Here is a 25484-nt window from a genome sequence, read left to right as displayed (position 1 = left end):
ATTTCGCGTGTTTATAAAAGTATTTTGTTAGGTACACGTGACGGACCGCTGGCGCATGAAAACCGATGTAACTAGCGGGCGCGACAAGGGTTTCACGCGTACAAAGAAAAACCCGCCGACGAAGCGGCGGGTTTTTCCATACGCGGTGGCATTGCGCCCTGCGCGGAACGACGCGATCAGCCGCACCATACCCGCGCGTTGCGGAACATGCGCATCCACGGCGAATCACCCTGCCATTCCGCCGGTGCCCAGCTCAGGTTGAGCGCGCGCGGGGTACGTTCCGGGTGCGGCATCATGATGGTGACGCGGCCGTCGCTGCTGGTCAGGCCGGTGATGCCGTCCGGCGAACCGTTCGGGTTCAGCGGGTACTGGCTGGCCACCTTGCCATTGCCATCGATGTAGCGCAGCGAGACACGTGCAGCAGCCTGGTCGACGGCATTGTCGAACACGGCCTGGCCCTCACCATGCGCCACCGCCACCGGCAGGCGCGAGCCGGCCATGCCACGCAGCAGGATCGACGGCGATTCCACCACTTCCAGCAGCGCGGTACGGGCTTCGAACTGCTCGCTGGCATTGCGGCGGAACTGCGGCCAGTGCTCGGCACCCGGAATGATGTTCTTCAGCTGGCTCATCATCTGGCAGCCGTTGCATACGCCCAGCGCGAAGCTGTCTTCGCGCGCGAAGAACGCGGCGAAGGCATCACGCAGTGCGCTGCGCTCCAGGATCGAGGTGGCCCAGCCACGGCCGGCACCGAGCACGTCGCCATAGCTGAAGCCACCACAGGCCACCAGGCCGGTGAAATCCTGCAGGGCCACGCGGCCTTCAATCAGGTCGCTCATGTGCACATCGAAGGCACGGAAGCCGGCACGCTCGAAGGCGTTGGCCATTTCGATCTGGCCGTTGACGCCCTGCTCGCGCAGCACCGCCACGCGCGGACGCGCACCGGTGCTGATGAACGGTGCGGCCACGTCTTCGTTGAGGTCGAAGCTGAGCTTCGGCTTCAGGCCCGGTGCGTTGAAGGCACGCGCGACCTCGCGCTCGGCATCGGCGTTGGCCGGGTTGTCGCGGCGCTTCTGCATCGCGTGGGTGACCGACCACCAAGCGTCGAACAAGGCCTCCCAGCGCCACTCGGCCAGGTTCTCGCCGCCCAGCGACACGCGCACCACCGGTGCGGTGGTTGGCTTGGCGATGCGCTGCGCGCATTCGGTCAATGCATGGCGTTCAACCAGGTCGGCAAACGCGGCACGGTCTTCGCGCGCGATCTGCACCACCGCGCCCAGTTCTTCGTTGAACAGGCTGCGGAACGGATCATCACCCCAGGCATCGAGGGCGATATCCAGGCCCAGGCGCGAGGTGAAGGCCATTTCGCACAGGGCGGCGAAAGCACCGCCGTCGCTGCGGTCGTGATACGCCAGCAGCAGGCCGGACTGGCGTGCATCGCGGATCAGTTCGAAGAAACCCCGCAGGCGCTGCGGATCGTCCAGGTCCGGGGCGGCACCGGCGAAGGCCGGCAGGTCGCCGTGGTCGGCATGCACCTGGGCCAGGATCGAACCCCCCAGGCGCTGCTTGCCGGCACCGAGGCCGATCAGCCACAGCTCGCTGTCCACCTCCCGGTCGAGCAGCGGGGTCAACTGCTGGCGCACGTCGGCGACCGGCGCGAACGCCGAGATCACCAGCGATACCGGCGACACGCTCTTGTGCGCTTCGCCCTGGTCGTGCCACTGCGCCTGCATCGACAGCGAGTCCTTGCCCACCGGGATGCTGATGTCCAGCTGCGGGCACAGTTCCATGCCCACCGCCTTCACCGCGTCGTACAGCAGCGCGTCTTCGCCGGGGTGACCGGCCGCAGCCATCCAGTTCGCCGACAGCTTGATCTCATCCAGCGCATCGACCGGGGCCGCGCACAGGTTGGTCAGCGCTTCGCCCACCGCCATGCGTGCCGAAGCAGCGGCATCGAGCAGGGCCAGCGGGGTGCGCTCGCCGATCGACATCGCTTCGCCAGCCACGCCATCGAAGTCGGCCAGGGTGATCGCCACGTCGGCCACCGGCAGCTGCCACGGACCGACCATCTGTTCGCGCGCGGTCAGGCCGCCAACGCTGCGATCACCGATGGTGACCAGGAAGTTCTTCGAGGCCACGGTCGGGTGCGCGAGCACGCGCAGGCCGGCTTCCTGCAGGTCCAGGCCACCGGTCTTCAGCGCCGGCCAGCGCGGTGCCGGCGGGTGCGCGGTATCGCGGTGCATCTTCGGCGGCTTGCCGAACAGCACGTCCATCGGCAGGTCGATCGGTGCATCGGCCGGGGTGTGGCCCGGCACGGCGCCGTAGGCCACCACCAGATGCTCTTCAGCGGTGGCCACGCCGACGGCCGCGAAGGGGCAGCGTTCGCGGGCGCACAGCGCGGCGAACTCGGCCAGGCGCTCCTGGGCCACGCCCAGCACGTAGCGTTCCTGCGACTCGTTGCACCACAGCTGCATCGGTGACAGCGACGGATCATCGGTGGGCACCTTGCCCAGGTCGATGACACCACCGACGTTCGAGTCGTGCAGCAGTTCGGGGATGGCGTTGGACAGGCCACCGGCGCCGACGTCGTGGAAGAACTTGATCGGGTTGTTGGCGCCCATCGCCACGCAGCGGTCGATGACCTCCTGGCAGCGGCGCTCCATTTCCGGGTTGTCGCGCTGCACACTGGCGAAGTCCAGGTCCTCGGCGCTTTCACCGGAGGCCACCGAACTGGCCGCACCGCCGCCCAGGCCGATCAGCATCGCCGGGCCACCCAGCACGATCACCGCATCACCGGCCTGCAGCGGGATCTTGTCGACCTGCACGCGATCGATCGCACCGAGGCCACCGGCCAGCATGATCGGCTTGTCGTAGGCGCGCACCAGGTCGGCGCCTTCCGGCAGCTCGAAGCTGCGGAAGTAGCCGAGCAGGTTCGGGCGGCCGAACTCGTTGTTGAACGCGGCGCCGCCGAGCGGGCCGTCGGTCATGATTTCCAGCGCCGGTGCCATGCGCGGGTTCAGCGCGCGCGGCGCCTCCCACGGCTGCGGCAATTCCGGAATGCGCAGGTGCGAGACCGAGAAGCCGGTCAGGCCTGCCTTGGGCTTGCCGCCACGGCCGGTCGCGCCTTCGTCGCGGATCTCGCCACCCGCGCCGGTCGAAGCGCCCGGGAACGGTGCGATCGCGGTCGGGTGGTTGTGGGTTTCCACCTTGATCTGGAAGGCACTGGGCACCTGCGCTTCGCGGCGGTATTCGCCACTGGCCGGATCGGGACGGTAGCGCGACGCCGGATGGCCTTCGATCACTGCAGCGTTGTCGCTGTACGCGCTGAGCGTGTGCTGCGGGGTCTGCTGGTGGGTGTTCTTGATCATCCGGAACAGCGAGCGGTCCTGTTCCTGGCCATCGATGGTCCAGCTGGCGTTGAAGATCTTGTGGCGGCAGTGCTCGGAATTGGCCTGCGCGAACATCATCAGTTCCACATCCGACGGCGAGCGGCCCAGCGCGGTGAAGCGTTCACGCAGGTAGTCGATCTCGTCCTGGGCCATGGCCAGGCCGAGGCGCTGGTTGGCGGCCTCCAGCTGGTCCACCGGCACGCGTTCCAGCTCGCCACGGGCCGGCGCCGAGAACAGCGCCTGGCCCTGCTCCACGGTCTCCAGCACCGACTGCGTCATCGGGTCGTGCAGCGCCTTGACCAGCGCCTGCTGGGCGTCAGCATCTGCCGGCCAGCCCTGCACGTCGATACGCAGGCCACGCTCGACCCGGCTGACCGGCTGGCCGGCACCGCGGACCAGTTCGGTGGCCTTGCTCGACCAGGGCGACAGCGTGCCCAGGCGCGGCACCACGATGCGGCTGACTGCGCCTTCGGCCACGGCTTCGGCCTGCGGCGCCGCTTCGAGGATGCGGCACAGCGTGATCAGGTCGGGGGCGGCGCTGCCTTCGGGCTGCACGAAGTAGACGTGCCAGGCACCGCTGATGCGCAGGGAGGGAGCGATGGACTGCAGGCGGGATTCAAGACGTTCGCGGCGGAACGGCGACAGGGCGGGCGCGCCCTCGAGGACCATCATGTCCGGGGAACCGTAGTTGGGAAACGGGCCCGACATTGTACCGGAAGCGGGGGGAGGGCTTTGGCCGGGCGGCGCCCGGCACCTGCCGAGGCCAGGGCAACGGCAACAGCAACGGCCCAAGCAAAAGCGGGGTTCACATGGGATGGCGGGGCGGTGGGGGCCAGCAGGACACGCCGTAAACCCGTCCATGGGGGCTCAATGGCGCCATCCATGGCGCCAACGGTCCTGCTGGCCCCCACCACCCCGCCCCCGACAGATTTCCGCGATCTGCCGCCATGCGTGGATGCTCCCCGGTAGTGCCGGCCGCTGACCGGCAACCAGGAAAATGTCAGAAGTCAGGCATTGAAGAGCGAAGCGACCGGCTTCTGCTTTTGATTTTTTGTTCTGTCTTTCGTGGCTGGCCGCGCAGGAACCTGTCCGTGGCCGGGCGGGTGGGCTGCGCAGGGGCGTAAGCGCCATGGATGGCGCGCCCGAGCCTACAGGGACGTATTCACGGCGTCCCCTGCGCAGCCCACCCGCCCGGCCAACCCCAGAAATCTGCTTTTCGCGGAAAGCCCCAGCCACGAGGGGGCCCCGCCGCTGGCCGCCGACCGCGCGCCAGCGCCGCTTTCCGCCCAAATCCTCGAACCATGCGCTTGCTCACGGATTGACCACGCAATTGATGACAACGTTGTCCCCACCTGGTGCCGGACTCTCTCCCCGGCCTCCCAGGTGCCTCCGTCCGGCCCCTCCGTCGCCTTCCCGGGCGATGCCCGGACCTGCGTCACGCGCGGCGCCATCGGGGCCCGCGCGCCCTTTGATCGGAGACTCACCCATGTACGACCCGATTGTGCGCAGTGCCGAACGTTCGACCCGAAGCTGTCGTCCCCGCCACTTGGCCTGGCTGCTTGCCCTGGCCGCCGGCAGCGCCGCCCTGCCCGGCCTGGCGCAGGCCGCCAGCTGTGCCGGCGTGGCCCAGTGGGACCAGGCCAAGATCTACCGGGCCGGCGATACCCTGCAGAAAGGAGGCGTCCTCTATCGGGCGAACCAGGACATCTGGAACGCGCCGCCGGACCATCCGGCCGGTGCGCCCTACTACACCAACCTCGGTGCCTGCGATGGCACCGGCACCAACCAGCCGCCGGTGGTCAGCCTGACCTCGCCGGCCAACGGCGCCACCTTCAGCGCCGGCAGCACGGTCAACGTGACCGCCACCGCCAGCGATCCGGACGGCAGCGTCGCCAAGGTCGAATTCTTCCGCGACGGCAGCACGCTCGGCGTGGCCACCAGTGCGCCGTATGCGGCCAGCTGGGCCAATGCCAGCGCCGGCAGCCACACCCTGCGCGCGGTCGCCACCGACAACAACAACGCCACCGCCAGCACCGCGACGATCACCATCACCGTCAACGCCGCCAGTGGCGATACCACCGCACCGAGCGTACCCGGCGGGTTGGCGGCCGGCACCCGCACCGCCAACAGCATCGCGCTCAGCTGGAGTCCTTCCACCGACAACACCGGTGGCAGTGGCCTGGCCGGCTATGACGTGTACCGCAACGGCAGCCTGGTCGGTTCGCCGTCCAGTGCCAGCTATGTCGACGGCGGGCTGACCGCGTCGACCACCTACCGTTACCGCGTGCGGGCGCGCGACAACGCCGGCAACGCATCGGCGCAGGGCACCGAGATCAGCGCCACCACGCTGGCCGGCGACGGCGGCACCACCGGCAAGCGGGTCATCGGTTACTTCACCCAGTGGGGCATCTACGGCCGCAACTACCGGGTCAAGAACATCGACAGCAGCGGCTCGGCGGCGCGCCTGACCCACATCAACTACGCATTCGGCAACGTGCGCAACAACCGCTGCGAAGTCGGCATCACCCAGCCGTCGGACCCGAACAGCGGTGCCGGTGGCGATGCCTTCGCCGACTACACCAAGGCCTTCAGTGCCGCCGAGAGTGTCAGCGGCAGCGCCGATACCTGGGACCAGCCGTTGCGCGGCAACTGGAACCAGCTCAAGCAGCTCAAGGCCAAGTACCCGAACCTGAAGGTACTGATCTCGCTGGGTGGCTGGACCTGGTCGCGCGGCTTCTCCAGCGCGGCGCGCCCGGAAAACCGTCAGGCCTTCGTTGCCTCGTGCATCGACGCGTACATCAAGGGCAACCTGCCGGTGACCGACGGTGCCGGCGGCGCCGGTGCGGCGCTGGGCGTGTTCGACGGCATCGACATCGACTGGGAATACCCGGTGGCCTGCGGCATCGAATGCGGCAAGCCGGAAGACAACGCCAACTTCACCGCGCTGATGGCCGAGTTCCGCCGCCAGCTCGATGCGGTGCGTCCGGGCCTGTTGCTGACGGTGGCGGTGGGTGCCGGCATCGACAAGATCCGCGTCACCGATCCGGCGGCGTACCACCCGTACCTGGACTACATCAACGTGATGACCTACGACTTCCACGGCGCGTGGGATGCGAGGACCAATCACCAGTCGGCGCTGTTCGATTCGCCGAATGATCCGTCCACCGGCGACCAGAAGCTGTACAACAGCAACGACGCCATCGAGGCCTTCATCAGCCGTGGCGTGCCCGCCGCCAAGCTCAACCTGGGCATCGGCTACTACGGGCGTGGCTGGACCGGCGTGGCCAATGCCAACAACGGCCTGTACCAGACCGCCAGCGGTGCCGCCCCGGGCACATATGAAGCCGGCATCGAGGACTGGAAGGTGCTGAAGAACCTGGCGTGGCCGGGCTACACCGACAACACCGCCGGCGCCACCTGGATCTACAACGGCAGCACGCTGTGGAGCTTCGACACCCCGGCCAACATCACCCGCAAGATGGGTTACGTGAAGACCCAGGGCCTGGGCGGCGCGTTCGTCTGGGAGTTCAGCGGTGACGATGCGCAGGGCACGCTGACCAAGGCGGTCAGTGATGGCCTGAAATAAGGCAAAAGCCGGGGGCGCATTTTGCGCCCCCGGCCTCTGATCTGTGGCGCCGAGCCCATGCTCGGCTGATGGTTGCGCAGCCGAGCATGGGCTCGGCGCTACAGGAAAAGGTCAACGGCGATCAGCGCTTGGCCGACAGCTTTTCCAACGCCGCGCGCAACTGTGCCGGCGGCAGGTAGCCCCCCAGCTGGGTGCCGTCCGGCGCGAAGATCGCCGGCGTACCATTCACGCCCAGCTGCTGGCCCAGCGCGTACTGCATCGCCACCGGATTGGTGCAGTTCTTGGCGGGAACGTTGCCGCCGCGCTTGGCGTTGGTCAGCGCCTGGCGACGATCCGCTGCACACCAGACCGAAATCATGTCGGTGTAGTCCTTGCTGCCCAGACCCATGCGCGGGAACGCCAGGTACTCGACGGTGATGCCGTTGCGGTTGAGCTCGGCGATGTCCTGGTGCAGCTTGCGGCAGTAACCACACTCGATGTCGGTGAACACGCTGATGGTGTACTTGGCGTTCGGCGCGGCGAACACGATGCGATCGCCGTGGTTGGCCTTGGCCAGCAGGCCGCGGCGATAGCCGAGCAGGCCTTCGCTGTTGGCCGGGCCCTTGGCGCGGGTGTCGTAGGGCTGAGACTGGAACAGATAGCGGCCGTCATCGGACACATACAGAAGCTGGCCTGAAACGACGACCTCGCGGAAGCCGGGGAAAGGCGCGGCGCCAATGTAGTCCACCTGGAAACCGGGGTTCAACGCGGTCAGTGCGGCGCGTACCGCCTGGTCGGCGGGCGCATTCGCGGCCGGACTGGCCTTGGCCGCAGCGGCGGCGGGTGCCTTGGCGGCCGGTGGAGCCGGCTGGGCGCAGGCGGTCAGGCTGAGCGCACCGAACACGGCGGCGATGGCAAATCGGAGCATGGAGCGGTCCGCGACAGAAGAAGACCCCGGATTCTGACACAGCCACCGCGACCGGGCGGCGACGGCCGGCAGCGCCCCGGGCAGCGATTCAGCCCGGCGCTCAGCCACGCGGATGGTGGCGGGCGTGCAGCTTCTGCAGGTGCTCGCGCGCGACCAGGGTATAGATCTGGGTAGTCGACAATGAACTGTGGCCGAGCAGCATCTGCAGCGCGCGCAGGTCGGCACCGCGGTTGAGCAGATGGGTGGCGAAGCTGTGCCGCAGGCCATGCGGGCTGATCCGCGCCGGGTCGATGCCGGCCACCTGTGCGTGGCGCTTGACCAGATGCCAGAACGCCTGCCGGGTCAGCGCATGCAGCGTCGGTTCGACGAACAACGGGGCCTGCCCATCCGCCAGGGCATGCACCTTGCCCTTGCCGACCAGCTGCGGGCGCGACTGCTGCAGGTAACGCTCCAGCCAGTGCTGGGATTCCTCGCCCAGCGGCACCAGCCGTTCCTTGCTGCCCTTGCCGGTGACCCGCAGCACGCCCTGGCGAAGGTTGACCGCCGTGGCCGGCAGCAACACCAGCTCGCTCACGCGCAGGCCGGCGGCATACATCAGTTCCAGCATGGCGCGATCGCGCAGGCCCAGTGGGCTGTCGACATCCGGTGCTGCCAACAGCGCGTCGATCTGGCTCTCGGCCAGCGCCTTGGGCAGCAATCGTGGCAGCTTCGGCGGATCCAGCAGCGCACTCGGGTCCTCGCTGCGTTCGCCGCGCCGCACGCCATCGGCGAAGAACGCCCGCAACGCCGACAGCAGGCGCGCATTGCTGCGCGGCGACCAGCCATGCCGGGTGCGCCAGGCCAGATACTCGAACAATCCGGGACGCTCGATGCCGGCCAGGCCACCGTCGCGTCCATCCATCCAGCGCGCCAACCCTTCGAGGTCACGCCGGTAGCTGTCGAGGGTGGCGCGGGCCAGGCCGTTCTCGGCCCAGATCGCATCGAGGAAGCGCTGGATGCGCACGCTGTCGTCGGCGCGAAGCTCGGGCAGTTGCTGGACCAGCTGGCGGCGTTCGGCGGGGGTGGAAACAAGAGCCATGCGTGCAGGATACGAGGGCCACTGCGGGCACGGCCAGCTTTGCGTATGCTCGGCGCATGTCCCGCCCTGCCACCGACACGGCCCCTGCGGCCGCCACCGAAATGCTCCACCCGCGCGCATTGCTGCTGTGGCGCGTGCTGGCGATGGTCTACGACGCACTGCCGGTGCTGGCGCTCTGGATGCTGGCCGGCACGCTGTTCACCCTCGCCTACACCTTCAGCGGCCACGCACAGCGCGAGAACATCGCGCCGTTCAGCGCCTGGCAGTGGCTGCTGTGGGCGGTGTGCTGGGCGGTCACGGGGTGGTACGCCACGGCCAGCTGGCGCCGTGGCGGACAGACCCTGGGCATGCGCCCGTGGCGGCTGAAAGTGCAATCAATCGATGGCACGCCGTTGCGGCGCGGGCAGTTGTGGCTGCGCTTTGCGGTAGGCACGCTGTCCCTGCTGCTGGGCGGACTGGGATTCTGGTGGGCGTGGGTCGACCGCCAACGCCTGACCTGGCACGACCGCGCCAGCGGTACCCGCCTGGTGCGGATGCCGAAACGGTAAGGCGCTGTCTGTAGAGCCGAGCCCGTGCTCGGCTGCTTTCCGCACTGTACGTGACAGCCGAGCACAGGCTCGGCTCTACAACAATCAGAATCAGCCCGACTTGCGCCGGAACAGCAGTCCGGACACAGCCAGCATCACGATCGGCGGCAGCGCATAGGCGATGCGGTAATCGAATTTCAGCGCGCCGGCCATGCGGCCGAAGAACAGCTGCAGCAGCCAGAAGCCCAATGCGAACAGGATGCCCAGGAACAGGCGCTTGCCCATGCCGCCGCTGCGCAGCGATCCGAACGCGAACGGCACCGCCGCCAGGCACAGGGCCAGCACGTTCACCGGATAGAACCAGCGGCTCCAGTACACATCCTCGAAATCGCGCGCGTCCAGCCCGTTGCGTTCGCGGTAGGCAATGCTGGTGCTCAGCTCGGACACGCTGAGGTTGCGCGGCTTGGCGATACCGGTCGCCAGCGCGGCCGGGTCCAACTTCGAGTTCCAGGGCTCACGTGCCACTTCCTGACGGGTTGCCGAGCGCTCGCCAAAGGTGTCGCGGCGCACGCCGGTCAACACCCAGCCGTCCTTGTCGTGCTCGGCGGTGGCGGCGTGGGTCAACGAGGCGATCTTGCCGTCTTCGGCGACCCGGTACAGGCGCACATCACGCAGGATCAGCCGCGTGCCCTTGTCGCCCACCAGCTGCTCCTCGCCGCTCTGCGCATTGAGGAAGGTGTCGCCTTCGCGTGCCCACAGCCCCGAGTAACGGGTAGTGGCAATATCCCGCCCCCATTTGGCGCTGGATTTCAGCGCATCGGCACGGTCCTGGCCCCACGGGCCCAGCGTCTCGGCGCTGAGCACCATCACTGCGGTCAGCAGCGACAGCGCAATCGCCACCGACACGCTCAGGCGCTTGCGCGACAGGCCCAGCGCGCGCAGCGCGGTCAGCTCCGAGGTCGCGGCCAGCTGGCCCAGGCCCATCAGCGCGCCGATCACCGCGGCGGTGGGGAAGAAGGTGTAGGCACGGCGGGGCACGGTGTACAGCACCCACGCCGCAGCATGGCCCAGCGAATAGCCGTTCTTGCCGATGTCCTTGAACTCACCGGAGAAGGCCATCACCACGTCCAGGCCGGTCAACACCGCCCAGGTGAGCAGCACGGTGGTGAACACCGCACGACCCAGGTAGAAATCGAAACGCATCGGGCGCAGCTTCATGCGCGGCCTCCCTTCGGGCGGGCCAGGCGGCCATCGCGCGCGTACATCCAGATGGCGAACGCCAGCAGCGGCAGGGTCAGCCACCACAGGCCCAGCGCGCCGGGAATCCTGCCGTCGGCGATCCAGCCGGCGCCGATGAAGGTCAGGTTGGTGCCCACCATGTAGGCCAGCAGGGCCAGCATCATGCGCCCGTAGCGCTGCTGGCGCGGCGAGCTGCGGCCCAGCGGCACGGTCAGCAGGGCGAACGCCAGCGCGATCAGCGGCGGTGCCAGCCGGCGATGCAGCTGCGCCTGTGCCTGCGGCCGTGCATCACCGATCAGCTGCAGGGTCGGCATCAGTTCCGGGTCGTCCTCGGTGCGGGTCTGTGCGCCATCGGGCAGGGCCACGTCGTTGCGGGCGAAGGTCGCCAGCCGGTAATCCAGCCCAGCGGCCACCGGGCCTTCCACCTGGTGGCCATCATCCAGCTCCAGGAAACGCTGGCGGGTGCCCTCGAAGTACATGCGGCCACTGTTGGCCGACACCACTTCCAGGCGGTCGTCCTTCTGCCGCTGCAGGAACACCTTGCCCAGCTCGGTGCCGTCAGGCGAGATCGAGGACAGGTAGACCACGCCGCCATTGGGCAGCGGCGTGAACCGGCCCGGCTCCAGGCCGGCCATCAGCACGCTGCGGTTGGCCTCGATGATCATCTGCTCGGCCACCCGGCCTGCCCACGGGCCCAGCCACAGCGAGCAGGCGCCGACCAGCAGCACCACCGGCACCACCAGCATCAGCAGCGGTCGCAGCAGTCGCTTGGGGCCAACACCAATGGCGGTGATGACCGCCATTTCCGAGTCGCGGTACAGCCGCGCCACGGCCAGCAGCAGGCCCAGCATCAATGCCAGCGGCAGGATCAGCGGCAGGTAGGCGATGAACTGCAGGCCCAGCTGGGAGAACAGCAGCTTGGCCGGCAGGCGTCCGTCGGCGATGTTGCCGAGGATGTCCACCAGCACGCCGCCCACGCTGACCACCAGCAGGACGATCAGGGTAGCCAGGAAACTCTGGACGAAATCGCCCAGCAGGTATCGGTCGAGCTTCAGCATGGGGCGGTGGTTTAAACTCTGGGGTTCGTTCGCGGTGCCGCCCAGTCTACTGTCTGGGCGTAAACGGCCTGCGATTGTACGGACTCGCCAATGGAATCTGCTCAATGGCCCTCGAATTCACCCTGAACCACGTTGCTCCGGCCGCCGCCACCGTTGATTGCCTGGTGGTCGGCGCGTATGCCGACCATACCCTGACCCCGGCCGCGCAGGCCCTGGATGCCGCCAGCGGTGGCCGCCTGGCGGCCTTGGCCGAGCGTGGCGACCTGTCCGGCAAGACCGGCGCAACCACCTTGCTGCACGACCTGCCGGGCGTGACCGCCCCGCGCGTGCTGGTGGTCGGCCTCGGTGAAGCCGCCCGTTTCGGCGTGCCGCAGTACCTGAAGGCCGTGGGCGACGCCGTGCGCGCGCTGAAGGCCGGTGCTGCCCGCAGCGCACTGTTCACCCTGTCCGAAGTGGCGGTGAAGGACCGCGACGCGGCCTGGGCGATCCGTCAGGCGGTGATCGCCGCCGATCACGCCGCCTACCGCTACACCGCCACCCTGGGCAAGAAGAAGGCCGACGACGCCGGTCTGACCCAGCTGGCCATCGCCGGTGACGACGCGCAGGCGCTGGCTCAGGGCCAGGCCATCGCCGCCGGTGTCGAGTTCGCCCGCGAGCTGGGCAACCTGCCGCCCAACTACTGCACCCCGGCCTATCTGGCCGACGTGGGCGTGAAGTTCGCCGGCGAGCACGACGGTGCCGAAGCCGAGATCCTCGACGAGCACCAGATGGAAGCGCTGGGCATGGGCTCGCTGCTGGCCGTGGCCCGTGGCTCGGCCAACCGCCCGCGCCTGGTCGTGCTGAAGTGGAACAATGGCGGTGATGCGAAGCCGTACGTGCTGGTCGGCAAGGGCATCACCTTCGATACCGGTGGCGTCAACCTGAAGACCCAGGGCGGCATCGAGGAAATGAAGTACGACATGTGCGGTGGCGCCAACGTCATCGGCACCTTCGTCGCTGCGGTCAAGGCCAAGCTGCCGCTGAACCTGGTGGTGGTGGTGCCGGCGGTGGAGAACGCCATCGATGGCAATGCCTACCGTCCGTCCGACGTGATCACCTCGATGTCGGGCAAGACCATCGAAGTCGGCAACACCGACGCCGAAGGCCGCCTGATCCTGTGTGACGCGCTGACCTACGCGCAGCGCTTCGAGCCGGCCGCGCTGGTCGACGTCGCCACCCTGACCGGTGCCTGCATGGTCGCCCTCGGCCACCAGACCGCCGGCCTGATGAGCAAGCACGACGACCTGGCCAATGAACTGCTGGCCGCCGGCGAGCATGTGTTCGACCGCGCCTGGCGCCTGCCGCTGTGGGACGAGTACCAGCCGATGCTGGATTCGACCTTCGCCGACGTCTACAACATCGGTGGCCGCTGGGCTGGCGCGATCACCGCCGGCTGCTTCCTGTCGCGCTTCACCGAAGGCCAGCGCTGGGCCCACCTGGACATCGCCGGCGTGGCCAGCGATGAAGGCAAGCGTGGCATGGCCACCGGCCGCCCGGTCGGCCTGCTGAGCCAGTGGCTGCTGGACCAGGTCGCCCGCGCCTGATGCCGTACCCGACCCTGGCCGGCAGACGCCGGCCGGGGCCTCGCCCGGCACTGCCGGGCCCCTGCCTGACCCGGACCCTGCCATGCCCCGCGCCGACTTCTACCTGATCGCCAAGCCCCGCTTCCTGACCGAGCCGCTGCGCCTGGTCTGCGAGCTGGCGCGCAAGGCCAACGACGCCGGGTTGTTCACCCTGGTGCTGGCCCGCGACCAGGCCCAGGCCGAGGAGCTGGACGAGCTGCTGTGGGCGTTCGACAACGACGCCTACATCCCGCACCAGATCGCCGGCGAAGACATGGACGAGGAAGAGGCCCTGGTACTGATCGCGGTACCCGGCACCGAGGCACCGGCGCGTCCGCTGGTGATCAACCTGCGCGACGAGCCCTGGCTGGGCCAGTGCGAGCGCGTGCTGGAAGTGGTGCCGGCCGATCCGGAAGCGCGCGAACCGCTGCGCGAGCGCTGGCGCCAGTACAAGGCCGCCGGTTACGACCTGAACAAGCACGACATGTAAGCGCGCCCCGGCCCCCTTGATGGGCCGGCGCCGCGCCCTGATCCTTCAACGATTACCTCCTGGTTCCCCCGCATGACCCAACTCGCCTCCAGCTACGACCCGACGTCCTTCGAGACCGACCTCTACGAGGCCTGGGAGAAGGCCGGCCACTTCAAACCGTCCGGCACGGGCGAGCCGTACACCATCCTGCTGCCGCCGCCGAACGTGACCGGCACCCTGCACATGGGCCACGCCTTCCAGCAGACCCTGATGGACGCGCTGGTGCGCTACCACCGCATGCGCGGCTACGACACGCTGTGGCAGGTCGGTACCGACCACGCCGGCATCGCCACCGAAATGGTGGTCAGCCGCAACCTGGCGCTGGAAGGCAAGGGCGAGACCCGCGATTCGCTGGGCCGCGAGGGCTTCATCGGCAAGGTCTGGGAGTGGAAGCAGCAGTCCGGCGACACCATCGAACGCCAGATGCGTCGCCTTGGCACCTCCGCCGACTGGTCGCGCAGCACCTTCACCATGGACCCGCAGCCGTCGGCGGCAGTCAATGAAGCCTTCGTGCGCTGGTACGAGCAGGGCCTGATCTACCGCGGCCAGCGCCTGGTGAACTGGGACCCGGTGCTGAAGACCGCCATTTCCGACCTGGAAGTGGAGAGCGCCGAGGAAGACGGCTTCCTGTGGTCGATCGCCTACACGCTGGACGAAGGCCTGAGCTACGAGCACGTCGAGCGCGATGCCGACGGCGTGGAAACCCTGCGCGAAACCCGCGACTACCTGGTCGTCGCCACCACCCGCCCGGAAACCCTGCTGGGCGATACCGCGGTGATGGTGCACCCGGAAGACGAGCGTTACGCGCACCTGATCGGCAAGAGCGTGGTGCTGCCGCTGACCGGCCGCCGCGTGCCGGTGATCGCCGACGACTACGTGGACCGCGCGTTCGGCACCGGCGTGGTCAAGGTCACCCCGGCGCACGATTTCAACGACTATGAAGTCGGCGTGCGCCACAGCCTGCCGATGATCAACCTGTTCACCCCGGTGGCGGCGCTGAACGAGAATGCGCCGGAACGCTTCCAGGGCCTGGACCGCTATGAAGCGCGCAAGGCGGTGCTGGCCGAACTGGAAGACCTGGGCATCCTGGTCGAGACCAAGGCGCACAAGCTGCAGGTGCCGCGCGGCGACCGTACCGGCCAGGTGATCGAGCCGTACCTGACCGACCAGTGGTTCGTGAAGATGGACGACCTGGCCAAGCGTGGCCTGGAACTGGTCGAGGACGGAAGCATTTCCTTCGTGCCGCCGAACTGGATCAACACCTACCGCCACTGGATGAACAACATCCAGGACTGGTGCATCAGCCGCCAGCTGTGGTGGGGCCACCGCATCCCGGCGTGGTTCGATGCCGCCACCGGCAACTGCTACGTCGGTCGCAGCGAAGAGGAAGTGCGCGCCAAGCACAACCTGCGCAGCGACGTGGTGCTGAACCAGGAAAGCGACGTGCTGGAGACCTGGTTCTCCTCGCAGCTGTGGCCGTTCTCCACCCTGGGCTGGCCGAACGAGCAGGCCATGGCCGAGCGTGGCTTCGACCGCTACCTGCCGTCGTCGGTGCTGATCACCGGCTTCGACATCATCTTCTTCTGGGTGGCGCGCATGATCATGGCCACCGACAACCTGGTCGGGAAGATCCCGTTCAAGGATGTCTACTTCACCGGCCTGATCCGCGACGGCCAGGGCCAGAAGATGTCCAAGAGCAAGGGCAACGTGCTCGACCCGCTGGACATCATCGACGGCATCACCATCGACGATCTGGTTGCCAAGCGCACCGGCGGCCTGATGCAGCCGAAGATGGTCGAGAAGATCGAGAAGGCCACCCGCAAGGAATTCCCGGACGGCATCGCCGCCCATGGTGCCGACGCGCTGCGCTTCACCATCGCCGCGCTGGCCACCCACGGCCGCGACATCAAGTTCGACATGAACCGCGCCGAGGGCTACAAGAACTTCTGCAACAAGCTGTGGAACGCCAGCCGCTTCGCCCTGATGAACACCGAGGGCGCTGCGTTCACCGGCGTGCCCAAGCCGCGCACCGATGCCGAGCGCTGGATCCTCGCGCGCCTGGCCGCCACCACCGCCGAGGCACAGGGGCATTTCGCCGCCTACCGCTTCGACCTGCTGGCGCAGTGCCTGTACGAGTTTGCGTGGAACGCGTTCTGCGACTGGTTCCTGGAACTGAGCAAGCCGGCCCTGAACGGTGACGACGCCGCCGATGCCGAAAGCACCCGCCACACCCTGCTGTACGTGCTGGAAGCACTGCTGCGCCTGCTGCACCCGCTGACGCCGTTCATCACCGAACAGCTGTGGCAGCAGCTGGCCCCGCGCCTGGGCCTGGCCGAAACCACGCTGTCGCTGCGCCCCTACCCGACCGCCGCCGAGTTCGAAGGCGATTTCGCCCAGGCCGAGGCCGACGTGGAATGGCTGAAGGCGGTGATCAGCGCGGTGCGTCGCGTGCGCAGTGAGCTGAACGTCGCGCCGTCCAAGCTGGTGCCGCTGCGCCTGCAGGCCGGCCTGGAACAGGACCGCGTGCGTATCGAACGCTTCAGCGCTTCGCTGTCGTTCCTGCTGAAGCTGGACAGCATCCAGTGGCTGGCCGAAGGCGAAAGCGCACCGCCGGCGGCCGCCGCGATCGTGGGCGAGCTGAAGCTGCTGGTGCCGCTGGAGGGCCTGGTCGATCTCGATGCCGAGCGCGCGCGCCTGGACAAGGAGATCAAGCGCGTAGAAGGCGAGCAGGAAAAGAGCGAGACCAAGCTGGCCAGGTTCACCGACAAGGTGCCGCCGGCCGTGGTCGAGCAGGAGCGCGTGCGCCTGGCCGACTGGAACACCCAGCTGGCCGGCCTGCGCGAACAGCGCGCGAAGCTGTAACGCCGCGCTCTGGTGCGTGCCAACCAAGGTTGGCACCTACCATGGCGGGAGAGGTTGGCACCCAACCAAGCGGAATGGGAAACGCCGGGCAATGCCCGGCGTTTCCATTTCCCCCGCATGGCATCATCGCCGGATGCCTCTTTCGATCTTCCTGCTGGTTCTCGCCGCTGCGGCACTGCATGCCAGCTGGAATGCGATCGTCAAGCGCGGGCCGGACAAGTTCCTCGGCACGGTGCTGGTCACCGGAAGCGCAGCGCTGCTGTCCGCCGCTGCGCTGCCCCTGCTGCCGTTCCCGGCCGCGCACAGCTGGCCCTGGCTGGCCGCGTCGGTGCTGCTGCAGGTGACCTACTACGGATTGGTCGCGCGCTGTTACCAGCAGGTCGACATGAGCCTGGCCTATCCGCTGATGCGTGGCTGCGCGCCGATCCTGGTCGCACTGGCGGGCGCGCTGCTGGGTGAGACGCTGCCGGTGGCAGCCTGGCTCGGGGTGGTGCTGGTAAGCACCGGCATCCTGTGCATGGCGCTGGGTGCACGGGGCGGCCAGCTGCGACTGCCGCTGCTGACCGCAGCGATGATCGCCACCTACACGCTGGTCGACGCGCACGGCGCACGCCAGTCCGGCAACGCGCTCAGCTACACGTTGTGGTTGTTCCTGCTGTCGGGCATCCCGCTGCCGCTGTGGGCGGTGTACACGCGCGGCAGCGCGGTGCTGGACTATGCACGGCAGCATTGGCCGCTGGGGCTGGCCGGCGGCGTCGGCACCACCGCCTCCTATGCGATGGCATTGTGGGCCATGACCCAGGCGCCGGTGGCAATGATTTCGGCGCTGCGCGAATCCTCGATCCTGTTCGCGCTGCTGATCTCGGTGTTCCTGCTGCGCGAACGGATACCCCGCGCGCGCTGGCTGGCGGCGTCGCTCATCATCGGTGGCGTGCTGGCGTTGCGGCTGGCGTGATGGGCGCGTTGGTAGTGCCGGCCGCTGGCCGGCAACCCGTCTGCGTCACAGCGGCGGCATCGCCTGCAGGTCGCCGTCGACCAGCTCGATGGCCATCACCACCGCATCCTCGCGGCCCTGTGCAGCCGGGTAGTAGCGCGGGCGGCGGCCGATCTCGTTGAAGCCTTCGCTGTGGTACAGCGCCAGTGCCGGCGTATTGGATGGGCGCACTTCCAGGAACACGCGCTGTGCGCCGCGATCGGCGGCCAGCCGCACCAGCGCGCGCAGCAGCTGGCGGCCCAGCCCGCGCGACTGCGCCAGCGGATCGATGCAGATGTTGAGCACGTGCGCTTCATCCGCGGCGATGCTGAGCACTCCATAGCCGACCAGCAGGCCATCACGCTCCATCGCCAGGCCGGGATAACCGGCGCGCAGGCAGTCGATGAAGATGCCGCGGGTCCAGGGAAACGGATAGCCCCGCAGCTCGATCGCCATCACGGCATTGAGGTCACTCTCGCGCAGCGCACGCAGGCTGACCGGGCCGGGCCGGGTTACCGCGCTCACGGCGTGCCCCGCTTGCGCAGGGCACGCAGCTGCGGCCACAGCGCACGCTTGGCGGCCGGGTCGCGGCGCAGCTGGTCCAGCGGCCAGCTGTCCATCAGCATCTGGGTGGCCGGGTCGTTCGGGTTGCAGCCGGAGGCGCGCAGCAGTGCGATCTGCAGGCGATCGGGCAGGCGTACCGCCGGCTGGCGTGCGTTGCCGCTGGGCAGCGGGCGCTCAGCCGCCGGCACGGTATCCGGGGCACTGACCGGCGTTTCGCGGCGCGGCGGTGCCGGGCGTTCCGCGCGTACTGCGGTCGCGGGCGCGGCGTGGGCGTCGCGCGGCGGCACAGCGGCCCGCACCGGCTCCGGCGGGGCAACACTGGCTTCGGCTTCGGCCACGCTCAACTGCAATGCGGCATCCAGCTCGGCGGCCAGCTGGCCGTCGTGATAGACGGTATAGCCCATGGCCTGCAGCCAGGCCTGCTGGGCCGGTGACCACAGCACGGGCAGGTCCTGGCTCACGCGGCCTCGGGCTTCTTGCGCAGGCGCTGCACGGCCCACATCACCGGGCCGGACAAGGCGTACAGGATGCCGACCGCGAACAGCACGCGCGGCAGGTCGATGACCGCAATGGCAATGGCGACCGGCACCAGTGCCAACACCAGGAACGGCACGCGATCCGAACGGGTGCCCTTGGCATCGCCGCCCTTGAAGCTCCAGAAACGGATACGGCTGACCATCAGCAGCGCAGCGATGATCGTCACCGCCAGCGCCACATAGCGCAGCTGGTTGCCGTCCCAGCCCAGGTTGCCGTCGGCAAACGCCCAGACGAAGGACATCATCAGGCCCGCTGCGGCCGGGCTGGCCAGGCCGACGAACCAGCGCTTGTCGACCACCGCCACCTGCGTGTTGAAGCGGGCCAGGCGCAGCGCCGCGCAGGCCGCATACAGGAAGGCCACGGCCCAGCCGACGCGGCCGAGCAGCGGATCATCGAACTTCAGCCACGACAGCGACCAGTGGTACATCACCAGCGCCGGGGCCATGCCGAAGCTGACCAGGTCGGCCAGCGAGTCGTACTGCACGCCGAATTCGCTGCTGGTACCGGTCAGGCGCGCCACGCGCCCGTCCAGGCCATCCATCACCGCCGCCACGAACACGGCGATGCTGGCATTGACGAAATCCCCGTTGGCCGCGGCGATGATCGCGTAGAAACCGGAGAACAGGCCGGCGGTGGTGAACAGGTTGGGCAACAGGTAAATCGTGCGCGAGCGCGGCGGCGGTGTGATCGGGTCCATGGAATCCAGTTTAATCGACTTGCCAGTGCTCGGCGCCAATGCTGCAATCGGCGTTCTACGCCCATTCCGTGGAGTTTGCCATGCGTGCCCTGTCCTGCCTTGGATGCCTGCTGCTGTTGGCCAGTGCCAACGCCGTGGCCGGTCCCGTGTACAAATGGAAGGACGCCCATGGCGTGACGCAGTACTCGGAGACCCCACCGGCGGGCAAGAAGTACGAGACCCGCGAGCAGGCCCGCACCCCGCAGGCCGCGGCCAGCACCGAGACCCCGGCCGCGCCGGTTCCCGAGCAGTGCAGCACGGCCCGGGCCAACCTGGCCCTGCTGGACGGCGGTGGCCAGGTGATGCAGGACACCGATGGTGATGGCAAGGCCGATACCGCGTTGACTGCGGAACAGCGCAGCGCGCAGAAGGGATTGGCGGAGGCCGCCATCAAGGCCTACTGCCCACCGGCGGGTTAAGGGGGTCGGCAGGGCTGCGCCCTGCACCTGCCGAGGCTGCAAGCAACGGCAACGTCAAAAGCGGGCATTCCGTGGAATGGCGGGGCGGTGTCGGATTGCGGGGACGCCGCAAGTACGTCCATGTAGGCTTGGCAGCCGCATCCATGCGGCTGACACCCCGCAATCCGACACCGCCCACCCCCGACAGATTTCCGGTGGCCAGTAGATCCACGCCATGCGTGGATAAAATCTGTCGGATCTCGAATTGAATCCGGGGTCAGATCCGTTTTCCTGCGGAAAACGGATCTGACCCCGGGAGCCATTCCGACAGCTCGCAGGAAACTGTCGAAGGCGGGGTGGGTCCGGTTGCGGGAGTGTCCGCGGCATGGATGCCGCGGCCAAGCCCCCATGGATGGGTTTACGGCGTCTCCCGCAACCGGACCCACCCCGCCATCCCACGGGAAACCCGCTGTTGCTTCGGCTGTTGCTTCTGAGGTTGCCGGCCAGCGGCCGGCACTACGGCGGGTGCAGGGCGCGGCCCTGCCGATACCCCTCCCCCCGGCCGGGCTGGCAGAATAGGCGTCTCTGCCGTTATCCGAAGCCGACGATGCGCCTCTCCCAGTTCCACCTGCACACCACCAAGGAAACCCCCAGCGACGCCGAGCTGACCAGCCATCGGCTGATGCTGCGCGCGGGCATGATCCGCAAGCTGGCATCGGGCCTGTACACCTGGTCGCCGCTGGGCCTGCGCGTGCTGCGCAAGGTCGAGCGCATTGTTCGCGAGGAAATGGACCGGGCCGGCGCGGTGGAATTCCAGATCCCGACCATCCAGCCGAAGGAACTGTGGGAGCAGACCGGCCGCTGGCAGAAGTTCGGCCCGCAGCTGCTGAAGATCAAGGACCGCAAGGACCAGGTGTTCTGCTACAGCCCGACCGCCGAAGAAGCCGCCTGCGACTTCGCGCGCAGCGAGCTGTCCAGCTACAAGCAGCTGCCGGTGAACTTCTACCAGATTCAGACCAAGTTCCGCGACGAGATCCGCCCGCGCTTCGGCGTGATGCGCGCGCGCGAGTTCCTGATGAAGGACGCCTATTCGTTCCACCTGCACGATGAGTGCCTGGTACGCGAGTACGAGAACATGAAGTCGGCCTACAGCCGCATCTTCACCCGCCTCGGCCTGGACTTCCGCATGGTGCAGGCGGACTCCGGCGCGATCGGTGGCGATGCTTCGCAGGAGTTCCACGTGATCGCCGATTCCGGCGAAGACGCCCTGGTGTTCTCCACCGGTTCGGACTACGCGGCCAACATGGAGGCGGCGATCGCTGCCGATCCGGCACCGCGTGCGGCCGCCACCGAAACAATGCGCAAGGTGGATACGCCCACCCAGAAGACCTGCGAGGACGTCGCGGCCCTGCTCGGCATCGACCTGCAGCGCACGGTGAAGTCGGTGGCACTGATCGCCGGCGAAGGCGAGGCACAGCAGTTCGTGCTGGTGCTGGTGCGTGGCGACCATGAGGTCAACGAGATCAAGCTGGCCAAGGTGGCCGGGCTGGACGAGCAGCGCTTCGCCAGCGAGGCGGAAATCGCCGAGTACCTGGGCAGCGTGCCAGGCTTCCTCGGCCCGGTCGCGCCGGCCAAGGCCATCCGCGTGGTCGCCGATCGCGAAGTGGCGGCAATGGCCGACTTCGTCGTCGGCGCCAACGAGGCCGGTTTCCACCTGGCAGGCGTCAACTGGGGCCGCGACCTGCCGGAACCGGAAGTGGCCGACATCCGCAACGTGCGTGCCGGTGATCGTGCTGTGGACGGCGGTGAACTGAAGATCGCCCGTGGCATCGAAGTCGGCCACGTGTTCCAGCTCGGCCGCAAGTACGCCGAAGCGCTGGATGCCACCGTGCTGGATGAAAACGGCAAGGCGGCGGTGATGGCGATGGGCTGCTACGGTATCGGTATCTCGCGCGTGGTGGCTGCCGCGATCGAACAGAACCATGACGATGCCGGCATCATCTGGCCGGACGCGATGGCGCCGTGGCAGGTCGTGGTGTGCGTGATCAACCCGAAGGGCGATGCCGCCGTGGCCGACGCTGCAGCCAACCTGCTGCAGGAGCTGCGCGACGCCGGCCTGGACGCCGCGCTCGACGATCGCGGCCTGCGCCCGGGCGCGATGTTCGCCGACATGGAACTGATCGGCATCCCGCACCGCGTGGTGGTCAGCGAACGCGGCCTGGCCGCCGGCACCTACGAGTACCGCGCGCGCCGCGCCAGCGAGGCGGAGAGCCTGGACAAGGCCACCCTGCTGCAGCGACTGCAGGGCTGACGTGGAAAGACCGGGGCCTGCCCCGGTCTTTTTTTTTGGCGCGCGGCCTTTCCCTATATTGCAGCGGACATAATCCGGTCAAAATCACCGCGACAGCGTCTGCATGCCGCCACGCCATGACCCGCCTGCATTTGTGCTGTGATTAATTCATCTCTATTCTGTCCGCCGACGCCATGGACTGGCTTGTCCCGTCCACACATTAGTTTCCGGAGTAACCGTAAATGAGCATTGACCTGACCGGCCTGTCAGCACGCGAGCTGGGCGCCCTGATCCGTACCGCCAAGAAGCAGCAGACCATCGTCGCCAAGCGCCGGCCGATCACCAAGGTGCGCGCCCAGCTGACCAAGCTGGCCAAGACCGAGGGCTACACCATCGAGGAACTGTTCGGCGACGCCCCGGCCCCGCGCGCGCGCAAGGTGGCCAAGGTCGCCAAGGCACCGTCGAAGACCGCCGGCCGCAAGCTGGGCAAGGTTGCCCCGAAGTACCGCAACCCGGCCAACCCCAAGGAAACCTGGACCGGCCGTGGCAAGCAGCCGCGCTGGATGGCTGAACTGACCGCCAAGGGCAACAAGAAGCCGGAAGATTTCCTGATCAAGAAGGCCTGAGGCCGGATCGGGGAGCAATAAAAAACGCCGGCGAAAGCCGGCGTTTCCTGTTTGTAGAGCCGAGCCCACGCTCGGCTATCCATATGCAAAGCCGAGCATGGGCTCGGCTCTACAGGGTCTTGCGCGCCGGCATCAGCAGGTTGCCGAACAGCAGGCCCGCCACCAGCGCCATCACCACGTTCAGAACGGTGAGGAACACGCTCTGGCCGGCGCCGACATCCTGTTGCTGGACCAGGGTCAGCACACCGCGCAGGCTGGTGCTGCCGGGCACCATCATGATGATGCCGGGCAGGCGGATGATCGCGCCCGGACGCCCCACCAGGCGACCGAACAGATTGCCGCCAGCGGTCAGCAGCATTGCCGACAGGAAGATACCGGCCGGTGCGCCCCAGGCGTGGCCGCCGAACTTGGAGATCGCATAACCGGCCACCGAGGCGGCAATCACCCACGGATAATCGCGGCGATTGGCCTTGAACAGCATCGCGAAGGCAAATGCGGCGGTCAGCAGCGAGCCCCATTCCACCCACGGCCCCTGCGGCCGCGCGGCCCGGATCACCGGATCCAGGCCAAGCACATCGGCCAGGGTCACCGCGATCATCGCGCCGACGCTGAGCTTCATGATGGTGGTCAGCGCGCCGGCAAAGCGCGCGGTACCCGATACCCAGTGCTGGCTGGCCAGCTCATTGACCGCATTGGTCAGCGACATGCCGGGCAGCAGCACCACCAGCGAGGCGATGATCACCGTATTGAGGTTGAGCGCACCAATGAACGACGCGACCAGGGTGGCGACCATGCCGGCCAGCAGCGCGGCCAGCGCCTCGGCGGCTTCGCGGGTGGCCGGGCGACGGTCGGTGACCATGCCGAGCAGGCCGATCATCAGGCCGATGACACCGGCGGTGGCGATGTCCAGCCACGGCAGCTTCCACATGCCGGCCACGCCAGCCGCGCCGAGGGTGAACGACAGGATCGTGCGCAGCTTGCCGCGTCGGCCCGGATCCTTGTCCAGCTGGCGCAGCGCAGTGTGGCCCTGGGCGATGCTCATCCGCCCGTTGGACACTTCTTCGGCGATGTGGTCGGCAACGCTGAGCTTGTGCAGGTCGTTCTCACCCGGTGCCAGGCGGATCACGCGGGTGATGTCGCTGGAGCCGATCGCCTGGGCCGGATCGCTGAAGCTGAGGATGATACCGGTGGGATTCGACCACGGTTCACAATCCAGATCGAGCTGGCGGGCCAGGGCAACCACCGCCGTTTCCAGGCGCTGGGCCGTGGTGCCATAGCTGTGCAGGCGTCCGGCGATCTCGGAAACGAAGGCCACGCGCTGTGCGTAGGTGGCCTGGGGTGTGGGGATCGTGTGAGCATCTGCGGACATGCGCCGTAGTATTACCTACGCTGGGGCCCGCCGGAGAAATTCATCCAAGTTCGACGCGAAGCCCGATACAGAACGGTTATGCTGCGACCCGAATGGCCCACGTCACCCCGAACCTCGCTCCCCAGCTCGAACAGGATGCCCACGACCCGGGCCTGATCCGCCTGTCCGGCACCTGGACCTTGAAGACCGCGCTGGCCGCGGCCGAAGTCCTGCGCGGCGTTCCCGACGCGCTGACCGGCATCGATGCCACCGGCATCGAGCAGCTCGATTCGGCCGGCGTGCTGCAGGTGCTGCGCGTGGCCCATCGCGCCGATCTCCACGAAGACGCGCTGCAGTTCCGCCCGGACCACCAGGCGCTGGTGTGCACCATCGAGGAAGTGGCCGATGACCGGCCCAAGGCCAAGCGCGATTTCGGCGTGCTGGCCGCGCTGGAGCGGCTGGGCGTCAGCGTCCACGCCACCGGCCACAACATCAAGGCCCTGTGCAGTTTCCTCGGCGAGAACCTGGTCAAGGCGGCGCGGCTGGTCAAGGAACCCCGCCGCTTCCGGCTGACCGCCACCGTGCATCAGATGGAGCAGGTCGGGCTGGATGCGGTGCCGCTGGTGGCGCTGTTGTCCTACCTGGTGGGTGCGGTGATCGCGTTCCTCGGCTCGACCATCCTGCGCGACTTCGGCGCCGAGATCTACGTGGTCGAGCTGGTCAACATCGCCTTCCTGCGCGAGTTCGCCGTGCTGCTGACCGCGATCGTGCTGGCCGGCCGTACCGCCAGCGCGTTCACCGCGCAGATCGGTGCGATGAAGGCACGCGAGGAGATCGATGCGATGCGTACGCTGGGCCTGGACCCGGTCGACCTGCTGGTGCTGCCACGCTTGCTCGCCCTGCTGGTCACCCTGCCCTTGCTGACCTTCATCGCGATGATCGCCGGCCTGGCCGGCGGCATCACCGTCGGTGCGTTCGACCTCGACATCCCGCCGCAGATGTACATCGCGCGCATGCACGAGACGATGGAAGTGCGGCACCTGCTGGTAGGCCTGTCGAAGGCGCCGGTATTCGCCCTGGTGATCGGCCTGATCGGCTGCCTGGAAGGGCTGAAGGTGGAAGGCACCGCCCAGTCGGTGGGCGAACGCACCACCTCCAGCGTGGTGCAGACGATCTCGCTGGTGATCATCATCGACGCCTTCGCGGCGTTGTGGTTCATGCACATGGACTGGTGAC

The 25484-nt window shown here is 67.9% G+C and carries 19 protein-coding genes; 10 read left to right on the top strand and 9 right to left on the bottom strand.

The window, feature by feature from the left end:
* Window positions 1-176: 176 nt before the first annotated feature.
* Window positions 177-4061, bottom strand: a complete 3885-nt coding sequence (purL, locus tag ACM0PK_RS10160; RefSeq protein ID WP_235646810.1) for a phosphoribosylformylglycinamidine synthase — start codon at window positions 4059-4061, stop codon at window positions 177-179.
* An 814-nt stretch (window positions 4062-4875) separates the two neighbouring features.
* Here purL and ACM0PK_RS10155 point away from each other — a divergent pair.
* Entirely contained in the window at window positions 4876-6975 is a 2100-nt protein-coding gene (locus ACM0PK_RS10155; protein WP_180885668.1) for a glycosyl hydrolase family 18 protein, read from the top strand.
* A gap of 121 nt (window positions 6976-7096) precedes the next feature.
* Here ACM0PK_RS10155 and ACM0PK_RS10150 read toward each other — a convergent pair whose 3' ends face one another.
* Entirely contained in the window at window positions 7097-7882 is a 786-nt protein-coding gene (locus tag ACM0PK_RS10150) for a thioredoxin fold domain-containing protein (RefSeq protein ID WP_088496901.1), read from the bottom strand.
* 100 nt (window positions 7883-7982) lie between these two features.
* Window positions 7983-8960: a site-specific tyrosine recombinase XerD gene (gene xerD, locus ACM0PK_RS10145; RefSeq protein ID WP_414607524.1), complete on the bottom strand. Its 978-nt coding sequence runs from the start codon at window positions 8958-8960 to the stop codon at window positions 7983-7985.
* Window positions 8961-9016: 56 nt separating this feature from the next.
* Here xerD and ACM0PK_RS10140 point away from each other — a divergent pair, with 56 nt between their 5' ends.
* Window positions 9017-9508 (top strand): RDD family protein, encoded by a 492-nt coding sequence (locus tag ACM0PK_RS10140; RefSeq protein ID WP_072168876.1) that lies wholly within the window; start codon window positions 9017-9019, stop codon window positions 9506-9508.
* A gap of 90 nt (window positions 9509-9598) precedes the next feature.
* On the opposite strand, the gene lptG is transcribed toward ACM0PK_RS10140, so the two are convergent.
* The gene (gene lptG, locus ACM0PK_RS10135; protein WP_134972845.1) at window positions 9599-10705 is read right to left on the bottom strand and encodes an LPS export ABC transporter permease LptG; all 1107 of its coding nucleotides are present in this window, start codon (window positions 10703-10705) and stop codon (window positions 9599-9601) included.
* A complete protein-coding gene (lptF, locus tag ACM0PK_RS10130; RefSeq protein WP_180866674.1) occupies window positions 10702-11784 on the bottom strand; it encodes an LPS export ABC transporter permease LptF in 1083 nt (360 codons plus the stop codon). Before lptF ends, lptG begins: the two co-directional genes overlap by 4 nt.
* Window positions 11785-11888: 104 nt before the next feature.
* Between lptF and ACM0PK_RS10125 the strand changes: the two genes are divergently transcribed.
* From ACM0PK_RS10125 to ACM0PK_RS10110, 4 genes are all read left to right on the top strand, one after another.
* On the top strand, window positions 11889-13367 hold the full coding sequence (locus ACM0PK_RS10125) for a leucyl aminopeptidase (RefSeq protein WP_180885670.1): 1479 nt from the start codon (window positions 11889-11891) through the stop codon (window positions 13365-13367).
* 82 nt (window positions 13368-13449) lie between these two features.
* Window positions 13450-13875: a DNA polymerase III subunit chi gene (locus ACM0PK_RS10120; protein WP_005415211.1), complete on the top strand. Its 426-nt coding sequence runs from the start codon at window positions 13450-13452 to the stop codon at window positions 13873-13875.
* Window positions 13876-13947: 72 nt separating this feature from the next.
* Window positions 13948-16776 (top strand): valine--tRNA ligase, encoded by a 2829-nt coding sequence (locus ACM0PK_RS10115; RefSeq protein WP_180885676.1) that lies wholly within the window; start codon window positions 13948-13950, stop codon window positions 16774-16776.
* Window positions 16777-16909: 133 nt separating this feature from the next.
* On the top strand, window positions 16910-17731 hold the full coding sequence (locus tag ACM0PK_RS10110) for an EamA family transporter (protein ID WP_134972707.1): 822 nt from the start codon (window positions 16910-16912) through the stop codon (window positions 17729-17731).
* A 45-nt stretch (window positions 17732-17776) separates the two neighbouring features.
* Here ACM0PK_RS10110 and rimI read toward each other — a convergent pair whose 3' ends face one another.
* From rimI to pssA, 3 genes are read right to left on the bottom strand one after another with little or no spacing between them, the layout of a single operon-like run.
* Entirely contained in the window at window positions 17777-18274 is a 498-nt protein-coding gene (rimI, locus tag ACM0PK_RS10105) for a ribosomal protein S18-alanine N-acetyltransferase (RefSeq protein WP_053462112.1), read from the bottom strand.
* Window positions 18271-18774 carry a hypothetical protein gene (locus ACM0PK_RS10100; RefSeq protein ID WP_414607525.1) on the bottom strand — a complete coding sequence of 168 codons (504 nt, stop codon included), beginning with the start codon at window positions 18772-18774 and terminating at the stop codon, window positions 18271-18273. The genes rimI and ACM0PK_RS10100 overlap by 4 nt, the downstream gene beginning before the upstream one ends.
* Complete coding sequence (pssA, locus tag ACM0PK_RS10095) at window positions 18771-19547, bottom strand: CDP-diacylglycerol--serine O-phosphatidyltransferase (RefSeq protein WP_134972900.1); 777 nt, start codon at window positions 19545-19547, stop codon at window positions 18771-18773. The genes ACM0PK_RS10100 and pssA overlap by 4 nt, the downstream gene beginning before the upstream one ends.
* An 80-nt stretch (window positions 19548-19627) precedes the next feature.
* Here pssA and ACM0PK_RS10090 point away from each other — a divergent pair, with 80 nt between their 5' ends.
* The 3 genes from ACM0PK_RS10090 (at window position 19628) to ACM0PK_RS10080 (ending at window position 22900) form a co-directional block, all read left to right on the top strand.
* A complete protein-coding gene (locus ACM0PK_RS10090; RefSeq protein ID WP_414607526.1) occupies window positions 19628-20005 on the top strand; it encodes a DUF4124 domain-containing protein in 378 nt (125 codons plus the stop codon).
* Between the two features lie 586 nt (window positions 20006-20591).
* Entirely contained in the window at window positions 20592-22295 is a 1704-nt protein-coding gene (locus ACM0PK_RS10085) for a proline--tRNA ligase (RefSeq protein ID WP_111200803.1), read from the top strand.
* 221 nt (window positions 22296-22516) lie between these two features.
* Entirely contained in the window at window positions 22517-22900 is a 384-nt protein-coding gene (locus ACM0PK_RS10080) for an H-NS histone family protein (RefSeq protein ID WP_005415203.1), read from the top strand.
* 109 nt (window positions 22901-23009) lie between these two features.
* On the opposite strand, the gene ACM0PK_RS10075 is transcribed toward ACM0PK_RS10080, so the two are convergent.
* Window positions 23010-24269, bottom strand: a complete 1260-nt coding sequence (locus ACM0PK_RS10075; RefSeq protein WP_046428410.1) for a threonine/serine exporter family protein — start codon at window positions 24267-24269, stop codon at window positions 23010-23012.
* Window positions 24270-24361: 92 nt separating this feature from the next.
* On the opposite strand from ACM0PK_RS10075, the gene ACM0PK_RS10070 reads away from it, so the two are divergent.
* Window positions 24362-25483, top strand: a complete 1122-nt coding sequence (locus ACM0PK_RS10070) for an MlaE family ABC transporter permease (protein WP_065179137.1) — start codon at window positions 24362-24364, stop codon at window positions 25481-25483.
* Window position 25484: the final 1 nt, after the last annotated feature.

This window comes from Stenotrophomonas sp. FR010 (assembly GCF_047520755.2).
Classification (GTDB): Bacteria; Pseudomonadota; Gammaproteobacteria; order Xanthomonadales; family Xanthomonadaceae; genus Stenotrophomonas; species Stenotrophomonas sepilia.
The sequence above is the reverse complement of the archived record's forward strand: the minus strand, read 5'-3'. Positions and strand labels throughout refer to the sequence as shown.

Coding starts and splice junctions, on each gene's coding strand:
- purL (WP_235646810.1), bottom strand. CDS start 4,061: ATGATGGTCCTCGAGGGCGCGCCCGCCCTGTCGCCGTTCCGCCGCGAA.
- ACM0PK_RS10155 (WP_180885668.1), top strand. CDS start 4,876: ATGTACGACCCGATTGTGCGCAGTGCCGAACGTTCGACCCGAAGCTGT.
- ACM0PK_RS10150 (WP_088496901.1), bottom strand. CDS start 7,882: ATGCTCCGATTTGCCATCGCCGCCGTGTTCGGTGCGCTCAGCCTGACC.
- xerD (WP_414607524.1), bottom strand. CDS start 8,960: ATGGCTCTTGTTTCCACCCCCGCCGAACGCCGCCAGCTGGTCCAGCAA.
- ACM0PK_RS10140 (WP_072168876.1), top strand. CDS start 9,017: ATGTCCCGCCCTGCCACCGACACGGCCCCTGCGGCCGCCACCGAAATG.
- lptG (WP_134972845.1), bottom strand. CDS start 10,705: ATGAAGCTGCGCCCGATGCGTTTCGATTTCTACCTGGGTCGTGCGGTG.
- lptF (WP_180866674.1), bottom strand. CDS start 11,784: ATGCTGAAGCTCGACCGATACCTGCTGGGCGATTTCGTCCAGAGTTTC.
- ACM0PK_RS10125 (WP_180885670.1), top strand. CDS start 11,889: ATGGCCCTCGAATTCACCCTGAACCACGTTGCTCCGGCCGCCGCCACC.
- ACM0PK_RS10120 (WP_005415211.1), top strand. CDS start 13,450: ATGCCCCGCGCCGACTTCTACCTGATCGCCAAGCCCCGCTTCCTGACC.
- ACM0PK_RS10115 (WP_180885676.1), top strand. CDS start 13,948: ATGACCCAACTCGCCTCCAGCTACGACCCGACGTCCTTCGAGACCGAC.
- ACM0PK_RS10110 (WP_134972707.1), top strand. CDS start 16,910: ATGCCTCTTTCGATCTTCCTGCTGGTTCTCGCCGCTGCGGCACTGCAT.
- pssA (WP_134972900.1), bottom strand. CDS start 19,547: ATGGACCCGATCACACCGCCGCCGCGCTCGCGCACGATTTACCTGTTG.
- ACM0PK_RS10090 (WP_414607526.1), top strand. CDS start 19,628: ATGCGTGCCCTGTCCTGCCTTGGATGCCTGCTGCTGTTGGCCAGTGCC.
- ACM0PK_RS10085 (WP_111200803.1), top strand. CDS start 20,592: ATGCGCCTCTCCCAGTTCCACCTGCACACCACCAAGGAAACCCCCAGC.
- ACM0PK_RS10080 (WP_005415203.1), top strand. CDS start 22,517: ATGAGCATTGACCTGACCGGCCTGTCAGCACGCGAGCTGGGCGCCCTG.
- ACM0PK_RS10075 (WP_046428410.1), bottom strand. CDS start 24,269: ATGTCCGCAGATGCTCACACGATCCCCACACCCCAGGCCACCTACGCA.
- ACM0PK_RS10070 (WP_065179137.1), top strand. CDS start 24,362: ATGGCCCACGTCACCCCGAACCTCGCTCCCCAGCTCGAACAGGATGCC.